A 15,238-nucleotide genomic window follows, 5' to 3' on the forward strand; every position below is an offset into this window, starting at 1 on the left:
GGGGCCGGTCATGATCGCCTATCTCGGCCGCCGGCTGATCCAGTCGCTGCTCATCCTGCTTGGCGTCTCGCTGATCACTTTTGCGCTGCTCTACCTCTTGCCGGCCGACCCGGTGCGGCAGATTGCCGGCCGCAGTGCTACGCCGCAGACGGTGGAAAACATCCGCCAGCAACTCGGCCTCGACCAGCCTTTCGTGGTCCAGTATTGGCACTACCTGACGAAGCTCGTCAGCGGCGATCTTGGCCGCTCCTACATACAGCGCTCGGAGGTTACCGAGCTCATCGTCTCGCGGCTGCCGGCCAGCCTGCTTTTGATGGTAGGCGCCATCCTGTGCGAACTGCTGATCGGGCTCTCCATGGGGCTGATCGCCGCCGTCAAGCGCGGCTCCGCCACCGACCAGACCCTGATGGTGGCCTCCTTCGTCGGCGTCTCGGCGCCGCAATTCGTCGTCGGCCTGTTGCTGCTCTACGTCTTTGCCGTGCGGCTGAGCTGGTTTCCGATCGGCGGCTACGGCACATGGCGCCATCTGGTGCTGCCGTCGCTGACCATGGGCATACTCGGCGCCGGCTGGTATGCGCGCATGATGCGCTCCTCGATGATCGACGTGCTGCGCCAGGACTATGTCCGCACCGCGCGGGCCAAGGGCCTGGCGCGCAGCGCCATCATCTTTCGCCATGCATTGCCCAACGCCATCCTGCCGGTCATCGCCATGATCGGCATCGACATCGGCATCTTCATGGGCGGCATCGTCGTCGTCGAAAGCGTGTTCGGCTGGCCCGGCATCGGTCAGCTGGCGTGGCAGGCGATCCAGCGCGTCGACATTCCGATCATCATGGGCGTCACGCTGGTGTCGGCCTTCGCCATCGTGCTCGGCAATCTGCTCGCCGACATCATCGCGCCGTTCATCGATCCCCGCATCAAGCTCAGATGAAAATGAAACAGAGAAAGGGAACACAACAATGAAAAAGTTTCTCGCATCCACAGTCGCGGCATCCGCCTTGGCCCTCATGCTCGGCATGACAAGCGTCCGCGCCGAAGACACGGTCGATCCCAACGCCAAGCAAGGCGGCGCCATCACCATCACCTACAAGGACGATGTTGCGACCCTCGATCCGGCGATCGGCTATGACTGGCAGAACTGGTCGATGATCAAGAGCCTGTTCGATGGGCTGATGGATTACGAGCCAGGCACCACCAACCTGAAACCCGATCTGGCAGAAAGCTACGAGATTTCGCCCGACGGCCAGACCTTTACCTTCAAGCTGCGCCATGGCGTGAAATTCCACAATGGCCGCGATATGACGGCCGACGACGTGAAATATTCGCTCGACCGCGTCACCAATCCGAAGACGCAGAGCCCCGGCGCCGGCTTCTTCGGCTCGATCAAGGGCTATGACGATGTCGCCGCCGGCAAGGCCGAAGGCCTTTCCGGCGTCACCGTCGTCGATCCCTACACGGTGAAGTTCGAGCTGACCCGGCCCGACGCCACCTTCCTGCATGTCATGGCCATCAATTTCGCCCATGTCGTGCCGAAGGAAGAGGTCGAGAAATATGGCGCCGATTTCGGCAAGCATCCGGTGGGCACCGGCGCCTTCAAGCTCGCCGAGTGGACACTCGGCCAACGCATCGTCTTCGAGCGCAATGCGGATTACTGGCACAAGGGCCTGCCGCATCTCGACAAGATCACCTTCGAGATCGGCCAGGAACCGATCGTGGCGCTGCTGCGCTTGCAGAAGGGCGAGATCGATGTGCCCGGCGACGGCATTCCGCCGGCAAAATTCCAGGAGGTGATGGCCGATCCCGAGCAGAAGGCGCGCGTCGTCGAAGGCGGTCAGCTGCACACCGGCTACGTCACCATGAACACCACCATGGCGCCGTTCGACAATGTGAAGGTGCGTCAGGCCGTCAACATGGCGCTCAACAAGGCGCGCATCATCCAGATCATCAACGGCCGCGCCGTGCCGGCCAACCAGCCGCTGCCGCCGTCGATGCCGGGCTACGACAAGGAATACAAAGGTTATCCCTATGACGTAGCCAAGGCCAAGGCGCTGCTGGCCGAGGCCGGTCATTCCGATGGTTTCGACACGCAGCTGTTCGCCATGAACACCGATCCCAACCCGCGCATTGCCCAGGCGATCCAGCAGGACCTGGCGGCCATCGGCATCAAGGCCAGCATCCAGTCGCTGGCGCAGGCCAATGTCATCGCCGCCGGCGGTGACAAGGCCGGCGCGCCGATGATCTGGTCGGGCGGCATGGCCTGGATCGCCGACTTCCCCGATCCGTCGAATTTCTACGGCCCGATCCTCGGCTGCGCCGGCGCGGTGCCGGGCGGCTGGAACTGGTCGTGGTACTGCAATAAGGACCTCGACGCCAAGGCGGCCGAGGCGGATTCTGTGGTCGACCCGGCAAAGGCCGGCGAACGCGACAAGATGTGGAGCGCCATCTACGACAAGGTGATGGAAGACGCGCCCTGGGCGCCGGTCTTCAACGAACAGCGCTTCACCATGAAATCCGCCCGAATGGGCGGCGCCGACAACCTCTATGTCGACCCGGTCCATATCCCGATCAACTATGACAATGTGTACGTAAAAGATGTGCAATAGCTGCGACTACACCATCCATGGGCGCCATCACCATTTCGGCTGGGACAATTCCTTTATCCCGGCCGAGCGGGTGGCGCCCGGCGCGACCATCGAGTTCCAGTGCCTCGATGCCGCCGGCGGCCAGCTGAACGCCGACAGCACGGTCGCCGAAATCGTCAAGCTCGACTTCGCCGGGGTCAACCCGGTGACCGGGCCGATCTTCGTCGAGGGCGCCGAGCCGGGTGACGCGCTCAAGGTGACGATCGAGATGTTCAAACCGTCCGGCTTCGGTTGGACGGCGAACATTCCCGGTTTCGGCCTGCTCGCCGATGACTTCACGGAACCGGCGCTGAACATCTGGAAATACGATGCAGCCGCGCTCGAACCGGCGCTGTTCGGGAAAAACGCGCGCGTGCCACTGAAGCCGTTCGCCGGCACCATCGGCAATGCGCCGGCTGAGATGGGGCTTCACTCGGTGGTGCCGCCACGGCGGGTCGGCGGCAATCTCGACATCCGCGATCTCGCTGCCGGCACGACGCTCTATCTGCCGGTTGAGGTGGCCGGCGCGCTGTTCTCGGTCGGCGATACGCACGCCGCACAAGGCGATGGCGAGGTCTGCGGCACGGCGATCGAGAGCCCGATGGACGTCGAGCTCAAGCTCGACCTTGTCAAGGACGCCAGGCTGAAGACGCCGCGCTTCACCACGCCGGGCCCGGTGACGCGCCATCTCGACGCCAAGGGTTACGAGGTGACGACGGGGATTGGGCCGGATCTGATGGCGGGCGCGAAGGAGGCGGTGGCGCAGATGGTCGATCTGCTCGCTGGGCGTTACCAGATCGATCCGGTCGAGGCCTATATGCTGGCCTCGGTGTGTGGTGATCTGCGCATCAGCGAGATCGTCGACATGCCGAATTGGGTGGTGTCGTTCTATTTTCCGCGTTGCGTGTTTGAATGATGTCAGGTCGGCGCTGCACCCCCACCCCGCTGCTTCGCAGCGACCCTCCCCACAAGGCGGAGGGTAAAGCGCTGCCGCCCTACCTCCCCCTTGTGGGGAGGTCGGACCGGACGTCCGGGTGGGGGGCAGCGCCAAGGTTTGTGCGAATGGTGCGACGGAACCAATCCGTCGCAGGGCTCCACCCACAATGACCCTCGCCGACACCCCCGTCCTCTCCATCGCCAACCTCTCCGTCAGCGTGCGCGGCGAGGACGGCGAGCGCAATGTAGTCTCCAACCTGTCGCTGACGCTGGCGCGCGGTGAGACGCTTTGCATTGCCGGCGAATCCGGCTCCGGCAAGTCGATGACCGCGCTGGCGATCATGCAGCTTTTGCCGCAGCCGGCGGCGCGCATATCGTCAGGCATGATCCGTCTTCGGGATGGGAATCGGGGCGACACCGACCTAGCAACCCTCGACGAACGCCAGATGCGGCGCATTCGCGGCGACCGCATCGCCATGATCTTCCAGGAGCCGATGACCTCGCTCAATCCGGTGCTGTCGATCGGCCGGCAACTGACCGAATCCATCGAAGCGCATACCAGCCTGTCGTCGGCGCAAGCCCGCCAGCGCGCGATCGAGGCGTTGAAGGCGGTGCGCATTTCGGAGGCGGAAAGCCGGCTAAAGCAGTTTCCGCACGAACTCTCCGGCGGCATGCGCCAGCGGGTGATGATCGCCATGGCGCTGGCGCTCGAGCCCGACGTGCTGATCGCCGATGAGCCGACGACGGCGCTCGACGTCACCGTGCAAGGCGAAGTGCTGGAGCTGTTGCGCGACCTGCAGCGCCAGCATGGCACCAGCGTCATCCTGATCACCCACGATATGGGCGTGGTTGCCGAAATGGCCGACCGGGTCATCGTCATGCGCGACGGCCGCATGGTCGAAGAAGGCACGACATCGGATATTTTTGCCCGCCCGCAGGCCGACTATACGCGCGAACTGCTGGCTGCCGTGCCGCGCATCGGCAGTGGTGTCGGTCGACAGAAATCCAGGGATGCGATTGACGTCTTGAAACCGGCCAATGTCGCCGAGGTCAACGACCTGCATGTCCGCTTCGATCTGCGTGGCGGCATCTTTGGCCGGGTCACCCGCCGCGTCCACGCCGTCGAGGGCGTCAGCTTCTCGATCGCGCCCAACGAAACGCTTGCTCTGGTCGGCGAATCCGGCTGCGGCAAGTCGACGACCGCCAAGGCGCTGGCCGGACTGGCGCCGTATAGCGGCGACATCGTCATTGGCGGGCGCAATCTCTCCGGTCTTGGCCGCGACGAGCGCAAGGCGGTGCGCCGTGACGTCCAGATGATTTTCCAGGATCCCTTCGCTTCGCTCGATCCGCGCATGCGCGTCGGCGAGCTCGTCGCCGAGCCGCTGGTGATCCATGGCATCGCCTCCAAGGACGAGCGCCGCGAACGGGTGGGGGCGCTGTTCGAGCGTGTCGGCCTGTCGGCCGACCAGATGGAGCTTTACCCGCACGAATTCTCCGGTGGCCAGCGCCAGCGCGTCTGCATCGCCCGAGCGCTGGCGCTACGACCAAAACTGATCATCGCTGACGAAAGCGTCTCCGCGCTCGACGTCTCGGTGCAGGCGCGTGTGCTCGATTTGCTGAAGGAATTGCAGCGCGAATTCGGCGTCGCCTATCTCTTCATCTCGCACGACATGGCGGTGGTCGAGAACATTTCCGACCGCGTTGCCGTCATGTATCTCGGCCAGATCGTCGAGATGGGCACGCGCGACCAGGTGTTTTCCAACCCGCGCCATCCCTACACCAGGCGGCTGATCGACGCCGTGCCGGTGCCCGATCCGGCGCAGCGCAGAACGCGCTTCGCGCGCCTCGACCAGGAAATCCCGAGCGCCACCCGCAGGATCGAGGAGGCGCCGCTGAAGCTGGCGCTGAACGATGTCGGCGGCGGCCATCTGGTTGCTGCGGAAAGCTGAGCCCGCACTGGCTGGCAGCTGTTCTTTTACTTTGTTGAGTACAACCAAGAACTGCCGTCTCGGGTTTACCGCGTCTTAGGTGAACGGCGGCCACTATACGGTCGGAGTTCTTGCCACGGGGAAAAATAGTGCTCAAGGCGGTTCTGCAGCTGCTGCCGGGTCGGTTCATGGATGTGCGCATGCGCGTATCCGCCGACTACGAGACGCGCGTCGTGGAGCGGCCCGGGCGCTGGATGAAGGCTGCCGAACTGGAGCAGCTGAGCAGCGATCTGCGGCTGGTAGCGTCCAAGACACTGAAGTTCGGCAGCCTGACCTATGGCGTGTTTTCCGGCGACCTCAGCCGGCTGGAACATTCCATCATCACCATTGTCTACCGGCGCAGCGACCGGCAGCCGATCGCCTTCAACTCGCTGGCGCTGATGGAGATATCGCTCGCCGGCAAGCCCTATGAAGTCTTGCACCTCGGTTTGGTCATGATCGATCCCGACGAGCGCAGCCGCGGGCTGAGCTGGATCCTCTACGGCCTGACCTGCTTCCTGATGTTTTTGCGCAATCAACTGCGGCCGATCTGGATTTCCAATGTCACCCAGGTACCCGCTGTCGTCGGCATGGTCGCGGAGGCGTTCAGCAATGTGTTCCCAGGACCGCATGCCGGCGCGCGCCGCTCGCTTACCCATGTGCTTCTGGCGCGGCAGATCATGGCGCGCCATCGCCATGTCTTCGGTGTCGGCCCCGAAGCTGGTTTCGACGAAGAGCGCTTCGTCATCACCAACGCCTATACGGGCGGCTCGGACGATCTGAAGAAGACCTTCGACGAGGCGGCCAAGCACCGCGTCGAGACCTTTAACGAGTTCTGCCGCAAGGAACTCGACTACACGCGCGGCGATGATGTGCTGCAGATCGGACAGATGAGCTTTCAGTCGGCGCGCACCTATCTCGCCGACGCGGTTCCGCGCGGCTCGCTTGCCGCCCTTGCGGTAGCAGGTGCGGCGGCCACGCTGCAGCGGCTGGTTTTGCCGGTGGTACACTGGGCGGATAGCAGCCGCCAATGGAATGTGCTGAGACCATGGACACGCTGATGGCTTCATCCGTGATGATGCCTGGGTGTGAGCTGATGGGCGCTGACCGATGAACCTCGACGACACGCTCGTGGCCGACACCATCACCTCGCTGGCGGCGCTGTTCGGGCTGCTGATCGTGATATCGGTCGTCGGCGGGCGCGACACCGGCGATCCGCTGTCGCGGCGTTTTCTGTTCGGTTTGCGGGTGCTGACGGTTCTGCTCGCCTGCCGCATCCTCGACTGGACTACCGGCCTCGCACTCTTCCGCTTCGTCACCATCGCGGCGGCGGGCCTGCTGCCGCTGGCCGCACTGCTGCTGACCGAGGGGCTGTTGCGCCGGCATGCGCCGTTTGCGCTAAAGTTCTTTGCCGCCGGCGGCGCCCTGCTGTTTGTACTGCTGGCGCCGATCCCGGAACGCTTTGCCGAGCCATGGCGGATGGCGGTACTACTTGCCTTCCAGTTCGGAGGTTTTCTCGCCATCGGCTGGCTGGTGACGACGCGCGATCGCGACAGCCTGTCGGCGGCCGAAAACCGCACGGTCGAGCGCATGGCGCTGTCGCTGCTGTTGATCATTCCGTTCATGGTCACCGACTACCGGCCCGGCCTGTTCGAAGTGCCGGTTCGGCTTGGCGGCATCGCCATCCTGTTCCTGTGCTGGCTGACGATCGGCCTTGGACGCGCCAGCCTCGGCCATCGCGACACGATCGGCGCCTTTACCGTGATTACGCTGAGCTCGGTTTTCGCCGGGCTGGCGCTGGGCGGCATCGACGATCTCGGCTGGCGCGGCAGTGTGCAGGGCGTGGTGATCGTGCTGTCGGCGACGCTGCTGGCAGTCATCTACAATGACAGCGTCAGCCTCACCGCGGAGAAGCGCCGCGACTCGTTGCTGAAGCACATGGCCGAGGGTGATCTCACCGACTCGGCGCGCTTCCTGCGCGGCCTGCAGAGCCATATCCTTGTCGACGGCGCGCTGATCCTGCCGGCAGGGGACCTCGGCGACTTCGACCTGAAGGTGCTGGCCCGTGCACTGGAGCAGGAGCCCGTGCGCTCGCTCGCCGATACGCAGCCGGGGGCGCCAGTCGACCAGGATATACGCGAGCAGCTGGCATGGCTGTTCGAGAAATTTGAGGCGACCCATGTGCTGCTGGCGACGCTCGAGCCGTTGACCGTGGTGGCGCTCAACATGCCGGCGCTGGCATCGTCGCCGGGCGTGGAAATGGAGCTGCGGGCAGTCCAGCGCATGGCGATGCTGATCTCGCAGCGGCATGCGAAGGGTTGATCATACTGAACGGGCCGGCTCTTGCGTCGGCCCGTTGCCGTAGCCGGGTCAGGCGGCCTTGGTCTTCAAGGCCTCTTCGTCGCGCACCATTTTTGTCACGGCGGCGAAGTCGAGCTTGCCGGAGCCAAGGACCGGTACCTTTGAGACCACCCGCACTTCGGCCGGGACCATCAGGTCCATGGCGCCGTTGGCCTTGGCGTAGGCGAGGAATTCCGCTCGTGTGGCGCCGGATGCCTCAGTGATGAGGATCAGCTTTTCGCCCTTGCGCGCGTCGGGCACCGTGGCGACCGCCGACAGCGAGCCCTTCCACAATTCGCCGGCCAGCGCTTCGACAGCGGCGAGCGAGATCATCTCGCCGCCGATCTTGGCGAAGCGCTTGGCGCGGCCCCGAATGGTGATGAAGCCGCCTTCGTCGATAGCGACGACGTCGCCCGTATCATGCCAGCCGTCGTCGAGCGGTTCGAGCACGCCGGGCTTCTCGGCCCGGAGATAACCGGCCATGACATTGGGGCCGCGCACGAACAGCCGGCCGCCTTCGTCGACGCCGGGGACCGGATCGAGGCGGTATTCCATGCCGGGCATGATCTTGCCGACGGTTCCAGAGCGATTGTACATCGGCGTGTTGATGGAGATCACCGGCGCCGTCTCGGTGACGCCGTAGCCCTCGAGGATGCGTAGGCCGAACTTCTCCATATACGTCATGCGCGTCGCTGTCTTGACCGGTTCCGCGCCGGCAAAACAGTAGCGTATCGAGCGGAAGTCGTAGGGGTGCGCGGTGCGCGCGTAGCCGGAGAGGAAGGTGTCGGTGCCGAAGATGATCGTCGCGTTCGAGCCGTAGATCAGTTCCGGCACGAGGCGGTAGTGCAGCGGCGAGGGGTAGAAATAGACCGGCACGCCGGAGATCAACGGCAGCACCGTGCCCGCGGTCATGCCGAAGGAGTGGAAGATCGGCAGCACGTTGAACACCTTGTCGCCCGAATGGAAGTCGATACGCGACGCCGCCTGGGCGGCGTTGGCCAGGATGTTGCGGTGCGTCAGAACGACGCCCTTCGGCGTACCTTCCGAACCCGAGGTGAACAGGATCACCGCCGCATCGCCGGGCTTGCGTTTCGCGCGCGGCGTCGACTTGCGCAGCAAGCCGAGCAGCTTATCCTTGAGACTGATGGTCTTTCTGAGATCGTCGAGCCACACGATGTCGACCGAGCGACCGAGTTCCTCGACTACAGCGCCGAGCTTTGCCTGTTCGACAAACGCGCGGGACGTCAGCACGGTGCGGACTTCGGCGGCCTTGCAAGCGGACAGAATATTGGCAGCACCTGCGGTGAAGTTCATCATCGCCGGAACCTTGCCGGCGGACATGACGCCGAGCAGTGTCGCGCAAGAGCCGTTGGCGTTGGGCAGCATGATGCCCAGCGTCTGCTGGTCGGCATAAAGGTTCTGGAACTTCTCACCAAGCACGGCGGCAGCCGTGAGCAGCTTGCTGTAGCTGAGAGAACCGGTGGCCGGATCCTGAACTGCGAGCTGTTTCATGCCGCGTTCGTTCGCCGTCTCGATGATCTTTTCAAGTACGGTCTTGTCGATGTCCTGGGTGCGGAAAACGAGATCCGACATCACCTGGTAGAGCGCGGAACCCGCCGCGGCGCGGCGCTTGCGGCCCTTCAGCTCTTGCGGCACCTCGAGCTTGACCGGTTCCAGAATGGTCACCTTGACCTTCGGGAACAGGCGGCGGCGCACATGCTGCGAGCTCAGCCGCGAGAAGTAGGTCTTCTCCAGCCCGTCGATGCGCACCGGCACAACCATCGAGCCGGTCTTGTCGGCAACCATGGCGGCGCCGTCATAGACCTTCATCAGGCCGCCGGTCACGGTGATGCGTCCCTCCGGGAAGATCACCAGCGGGTCGCCGCCCTGCACGATCTTGATCAGCGTGCGGGTCGACATCGGCTTGGCCGGGTTGAGCGGCAAAGCGCGGGCAAGTTTCATGAACGGCTTCATCCACCAAGCCTGGGCAATGGTGTAGTCGATGGCGAAGACCGGTTCCTCATCGGTCAGCGTCAAGGCGAGCGGACCGTCGAGGAAGCTGACATGGTTGAGCGCCAGGATCGGCGCCTTGCCGGCCGCCTTGAGGTTTTCCATGCCCTCGACTTCGAGGCGCAGGAAAGCGCGGAACAGGATGGAGACGAAGTCACGGAAGGGGTTCGTCGGCAAATATTTCAGCATCAGCCAGGCGGCAATCGCATTGGCCGCGACGAGGCCGAACAGGATGCCGCCGGTCGAGACCTTCGTCTGGATCAGGGCCATGATGATGCCGCCCCCAGTCATGAAGCCGGCATTGACGATACTGACGGCGGCGACGACCCGGGCGCGCCGCGCTTCGGGCGACCAGGCCTGCACGGCGGCGAAGGTCGGCACCACCAGGAAAGCGGCTGCAATGGCCATGCCGGCGAGGTCGATGGCGACGCGGATCGTGTTTGGGCCGGCGAAGAATGCGCCAAGGGTTTCCGCCTGGGGCGACGGCGTCATGCCGGAGATGGTCCAGGCGAGATGCAGGCCGAACAGGGCGAGCAGCGCCGTGCCGACCGGTGCCGGCAACAGCACGATGCGGCCCTGCGACATCCAGGCGGCGATGGCCGAACCGATGGCGATCGAGACGGCGAACACGGCGAGGTAGACGGTGACGGCCATTTCGTTGCCGCCGAGCGAATCCTTGATCAGGACCGGCAGGAGCGAGAGCACGATGGCGCCGATCAGCCAGAACCACGACGTCATCAGGCCGGCGCGCCAGATGCGCGTGTCGGTGCGCAATTCGGCGACCTGGCGCCAGGTCGAGCGGAAGATGTTCTTGTCGATGACAAGGTCGGGCGCCGCCGAACCGGTGGACGGGATGTAGCGGCTGACGAGCCAGCAACCGACGGCGAGCGCCATCATGATCGGTCCGAACACCGCGACGCCGATGCCATCGGCGGAAACGACGCCGCCGGCTATGGTGCCGCCGAGAATCGCGGCAAACGTGGCTGACTCGATCCAGGCGTTGGCCTTGGGCAGTTCCTTGCGTTCGAGGTGATCGGGCAGGATTCCGTATTTGATCGGTCCGAACAGCGCCGAGATAATGCCGAACATCAACAACGCCGTCATCAGCACGGGAATGGACGACAGGGCGATGCCGACGACGGAGACACCCGCCGCGGCGATCTCGGCGAATTTCAGACGCTTGGCTATGAGCGCCTTGTCGAAGCGGTCGGCGAGCTCGCCGCCGAGCGCCGACAGGAGCAGGAAGGGGGCCATGAAGACGGCGCCCGCCAAGGTGACCAGTGATGCCGCCTGGTCCGCCGCCAGCGTGAACAGAATAAGGAACACCAGCGTGTTCTTGAGGAAATTATCGTTGAAGGCGGACAGGAACTGCGTCCAGAACAAGGGCGCAAAGCGCCTGGACGTCATCAGATGAGCTGTCGGTCGGTTGATCGGGGCGATTTCCATAGCGGCGACTTCCATTGGGCAAGACCGATTAAAATCCTGGCTGGATTGATCAGCGGTCTTGCGCGTTGAGCCTTGTTTAGCGGGAACCCGGTTACACTTCGTTACTGCGGCTGACTTCCATCAGCAACTTCTCGGTCTTGGCGTCTTCCAGCCGGTTGATGAAGCGGCTTGCCTCTTCCGAGTCGCGCAGCGTCTTGGTGATGGTGATCGAGGTGTGCACGAGCATGATGGCGGCCATCGCATAAAACCCCTTGGCGGCGAAGCTCGCCTCCATGAAGTAGATGCCGCCGGCCATCATTGTGGTGGCAACGGCGAAACTGGCCATGGTGAAGGTCTTCCAGGCGCTTGAGTCCTTGGGGGAATAGGTGTTCGGGGTCATCGATATGGTCCTTTCGTTTCAAGGTTAGGTTGGTTGGGCGTGGGTCTGTTTCAGGCTGGATACAATCAGGCCGGCTTGGTCATGGTCTTCGTGAGCCGTTCGAGCACGGCGTCGGCGCTGCTTCTCAGCGGCGCGCCGCAGCCGGCGGCCGCAAGCTTCTCTGAGACCGCGGCAGGATCGCCCGACTGTTCCATCTCGGCCATGGCGGCCGCGGTGGCGTCGATCTGCTTTTGCCTGGTGCGCAGGCGCAGCAGCGTCTCCTCGGCGTCCCTGAGCGCCGACAGGCTGGAGCCGGGCGCGCTTTCTCGCAGGCGCTGGGTCGAGTCGACCGCGGCAACGATGCGCTGGCCGCGCTGCAATTCGCGCAGGCGCATTTCGGAGACGCGAATGATCCGCTTGAGACGCTCGATCTCGGTGCCGAAGCTCTTCTGCGCCTCGCTGGAGGCGTCGCGTTCGGCTTCCAGCATGGCGATGGTTTCGGCGGCTTCGCGGGCCAGTTCATTCTGTCCCTGCTCGATCGCGGCGATCGTGCGCTTCTCCAAATCGTCGATGCGGACGACCAGTTTCTTGAACTGCACGACTTCCTGTTCGTTCTGGGCGATGGCAATGGCGACCGCCCGGCGGGCGGCGGCGATAGCGTCGGCGCAATCGCGGATCTGCTGGCGCAGGATCACCAGCGCGTTGCGGTCGACAACCGTCTCGGCGGCTTCATAGCTTCGGCCGCGGACGAGAGCAAAAAACTGTTTCAACATTCTCGTTTCTCCTCTATGAACGTTGTTCACGAATGCAACGTAACACATCGTGAACGGCGTTCAAGACAAAAATGAACGACGTTCATAAATTTCGTATAGGGAAGGTTAATGACCGCAAAACGGGACGCCAAACGCGAGGATCTCAAGGGCAGGCTGATCGAGGCGGCGCAAGCGCGCATTCAAGCCTCGGGCCTCGCCGGCTTGCGTGCGCGTGACATTACGGCGGATGCCGGCTGCGCGCTGGGTGCGCTCTACACCGCCTTCGCCGACCTGGACGAGCTCATCCTGCACGTCAACTCGATCACGCTGGCAAGACTTGGGGCGGCGTTGGAACAGGAGGCGACCGGCGCGGCCGAGCCAAGGGCCAAGCTGAGGGCTCTGGCCAAAGCCTATCTCTCTTTCGCGCGCGACAATCGCATGGCGTGGAAGGCGCTGTTCGAGCATCGCATGGCGCCAGGCGTGGCGGTGCCCGGATGGCATCTGGCCGAACATGCCGTGCTGATCCAGCATCTGGTCGAGCCGCTGGCGGCGCTGCTCCCGGCGGCGGCAACGCCGGAGCTTTTGGCCCGCGCGCGCACGCTGTTCTCCGCCGTGCATGGGATCGTCGCCATCTCGCTCGAAGACCGTTTCATTGGCCTGGCGCCCACCGATCTCGAAAGTGAGCTGCTGGGTTTCGTCGGCACGCTGGTGAGCGGACTGGAGACGGAAAGGGGAATGAACTGCTGCGATCGGCTCTTGCCTCACGGCACTCTGCCCTTATGAAGATCGTGGCGCGGACTGCCGGTTGATCCAGGCCGGCTGAGACTGTTGGGGGATACCCGGTGCCAATCGATCAGAACCGTCGGTTTCGACCCGAAATACAAGGGTTGCGCGGACTGGCCGTCGCGCTTGTCGTGGTCTATCACATATGGCCGGATGTGCTGCCTGGCGGATATGTCGGCGTCGACGTCTTTTTCGTCATCTCGGGCTATCTGATCACGGGCCTGCTGGCGCAGATGGCGCTGCGCGGCGGCCGGATTTCACTGATCGAATTCTACTCGCGACGGGTGCGACGGTTGTTGCCGGCAGCAACCCTGGTGCTGCTGGTGGCATTGCTGGGCACGCTGCTTTTCATCTCAAAGGCGCGCTGGGAGGAAATAGGCAACCAGATCGTGGCGAGCGCTCTTTATGTCGAGAACTGGCGGCTGGCCTCGATTGCGGTCAGCTATCTCGAGGCCGACACCTTGCCGAGCCCGGTGCAACACTACTGGTCGCTTTCCATCGAAGAGCAGTTCTACATCGCCTGGCCGTTGGTGATGATCGGCGTGATCTGGCTGGCGCGCCGCCGTGACCTTCCGCTGAGGGCCTGCTTGATCGGGGCGTTGTCGCTCATTTTCGCGGCATCACTTGTTGCCTCTGTCGTTTTGACGGCGACGGATCCGGCCCAGGCCTATTTCGTCAGCCATACCCGCCTGTGGGAATTGGCGCTGGGTGGTCTGCTGGTGCTGACCGAACACCAGTTTCGACTGGCGGCACTCACTAGACAGTGGCTGGCGATCGCCGGCATCCTGGGCATCGTTGCGTCCGCCTTGCTGTTTTCCGCTGCAACTCCATTTCCCGGCGTCAGTGCGTTGTTGCCGACCTTGGCCACAGTGCTGGTCATCCTGGCTGGCGAGGTTGAAGTCGGCCGGTTTCGTGGGCTCGATTCGTTGCCACTTCGTTTCATCGGCGATCGCTCCTACTCGGTCTATCTATGGCATTGGCCGCTGATCACCATCTCCCAGGCGCAGGGTCATTCGCTGACCCTTGCCGGCGGTTTCGGCCTGATTGCGGCGACCCTGCTTCTATCGGATCTGTCCTATCGATATGTTGAGCAGCGCTACCGGCAAGCTCGGGGCGGCGCCTGGTGGAAGCCGCTGGGATACGGCACCGCGGCGGTTCTCACATGCGTGGCCGCATCCGGCAGCCTGCTGCTCTTTCTGAAGACCGAACGCATCGACACCGCGCTGATCGGCACGCCTTCCTACCCTGGGCCCGCCGCTCTCGTCTCCGGCGCCGTGGTCCCGGACGGTGTGAACCTTCTGCCGCCGCTGGCCCGGCTGAGGCGGGACGTGCCGGTCGTGTATGCAAGGAAGTGCCACCAGGAGGAAAGCTCGGAGCCCAAACGATGCTCTCTAGGCGATCCCACGGGTGCGAAAACAATGGTTCTGGTGGGAGATTCTCATGCAGCCCAGTGGGTGCCGGCACTGGACAAGATCGCAAAGGACCGCAACTTCAAACTGGTTACCTTTACAAAATCCGCCTGCCCATTCACCCGCGTGGCCATCACGGCGGATGGCAAACCCAACGTCTTATGCGCGCAGTGGCACGAAAAGGTGCTGGCCGAGATCCTAAAGCTGAAACCGGATCTGATCTTCACCAGCCAGTCCAATTACGGAGCGGTTCAGCAAGACGTGATGATCGAGGGGCTGCGAAGTCTCTGGGGCGGGCTGACGGACGCCGGCTCGCAAATCGTTGCCATCCGCAACACGCCCTATATGAAATTCGACCCGGGCGAATGCCTGAGTTCGACCCCAACGAAATGCGTCACCAAACTGAGCGATATTGAGCGGAGCAACGTGTTGGCGCTGGCCGCGGAAGGACAGAAAAATGTGCGCGCCATCGATATGCTCGATGCCATTTGCGGGCCGCAACTATGCCCGGCAGTTGTCGGCAACATCATCGTCTGGCGGGACAGTCATCATCTGACCGCCAGCTACTCGCTTGCCCTGGCGCCCTATCTCGCAGCGAAGGCGGGGCTTTGACGAG

General features: G+C 63.6%; 11 protein-coding genes. 8 read left to right on the top strand and 3 right to left on the bottom strand.

What is annotated here, in order from left to right:
* The first annotated feature begins 10 nt into the window (after positions 1-10).
* From X757_RS152935 to X757_RS152910, 6 genes are all read left to right on the top strand, one after another.
* Entirely contained in the window at positions 11-931 is a 921-nt protein-coding gene (locus tag X757_RS152935; protein ID WP_023726085.1) for an ABC transporter permease, read from the top strand.
* Positions 932-1,007: 76 nt separating this feature from the next.
* Complete coding sequence (locus X757_RS152930; protein ID WP_373432835.1) at positions 1,008-2,603, top strand: ABC transporter substrate-binding protein; 1,596 nt, start codon at positions 1,008-1,010, stop codon at positions 2,601-2,603.
* Positions 2,593-3,537, top strand: a complete 945-nt coding sequence (locus X757_RS152925; protein WP_023726087.1) for an acetamidase/formamidase family protein — start codon at positions 2,593-2,595, stop codon at positions 3,535-3,537. Before X757_RS152930 ends, X757_RS152925 begins: the two co-directional genes overlap by 11 nt.
* 187 nt (positions 3,538-3,724) lie before the next feature.
* Positions 3,725-5,506, top strand: coding sequence for an ABC transporter ATP-binding protein (locus X757_RS152920; RefSeq protein WP_023726088.1), 1,782 nt, complete (start codon positions 3,725-3,727; stop codon positions 5,504-5,506).
* Positions 5,507-5,634: 128 nt separating this feature from the next.
* On the top strand, positions 5,635-6,585 hold the full coding sequence (locus tag X757_RS152915) for a hypothetical protein (RefSeq protein ID WP_031251245.1): 951 nt from the start codon (positions 5,635-5,637) through the stop codon (positions 6,583-6,585).
* A gap of 49 nt (positions 6,586-6,634) precedes the next feature.
* Positions 6,635-7,846, top strand: coding sequence for a hypothetical protein (locus X757_RS152910; protein ID WP_023726090.1), 1,212 nt, complete (start codon positions 6,635-6,637; stop codon positions 7,844-7,846).
* A gap of 48 nt (positions 7,847-7,894) precedes the next feature.
* Here X757_RS152910 and X757_RS152905 read toward each other — a convergent pair whose 3' ends face one another.
* From X757_RS152905 to X757_RS152895, 3 genes are all read right to left on the bottom strand, one after another.
* Positions 7,895-11,320 carry an acyl-[ACP]--phospholipid O-acyltransferase gene (locus tag X757_RS152905; RefSeq protein ID WP_023726091.1) on the bottom strand — a complete coding sequence of 1,142 codons (3,426 nt, stop codon included), beginning with the start codon at positions 11,318-11,320 and terminating at the stop codon, positions 7,895-7,897.
* Positions 11,321-11,411: 91 nt separating this feature from the next.
* On the bottom strand, positions 11,412-11,699 hold the full coding sequence (locus X757_RS152900) for a YiaA/YiaB family inner membrane protein (RefSeq protein WP_023726092.1): 288 nt from the start codon (positions 11,697-11,699) through the stop codon (positions 11,412-11,414).
* Positions 11,700-11,764: 65 nt separating this feature from the next.
* Positions 11,765-12,451 carry a PspA/IM30 family protein gene (locus X757_RS152895; RefSeq protein WP_023726093.1) on the bottom strand — a complete coding sequence of 229 codons (687 nt, stop codon included), beginning with the start codon at positions 12,449-12,451 and terminating at the stop codon, positions 11,765-11,767.
* A 108-nt stretch (positions 12,452-12,559) separates the two neighbouring features.
* On the opposite strand from X757_RS152895, the gene X757_RS152890 reads away from it, so the two are divergent.
* Complete coding sequence (locus tag X757_RS152890; RefSeq protein ID WP_023726094.1) at positions 12,560-13,213, top strand: TetR/AcrR family transcriptional regulator; 654 nt, start codon at positions 12,560-12,562, stop codon at positions 13,211-13,213.
* Between the two features lie 59 nt (positions 13,214-13,272).
* Positions 13,273-15,234, top strand: coding sequence for an acyltransferase family protein (locus tag X757_RS152885; protein ID WP_023726095.1), 1,962 nt, complete (start codon positions 13,273-13,275; stop codon positions 15,232-15,234).
* Positions 15,235-15,238: the final 4 nt, after the last annotated feature.

The sequence above is a fragment of the Mesorhizobium sp. LSHC412B00 genome, from assembly GCF_000503035.1.
GTDB lineage: Bacteria > Pseudomonadota > Alphaproteobacteria > Rhizobiales > Rhizobiaceae > Mesorhizobium.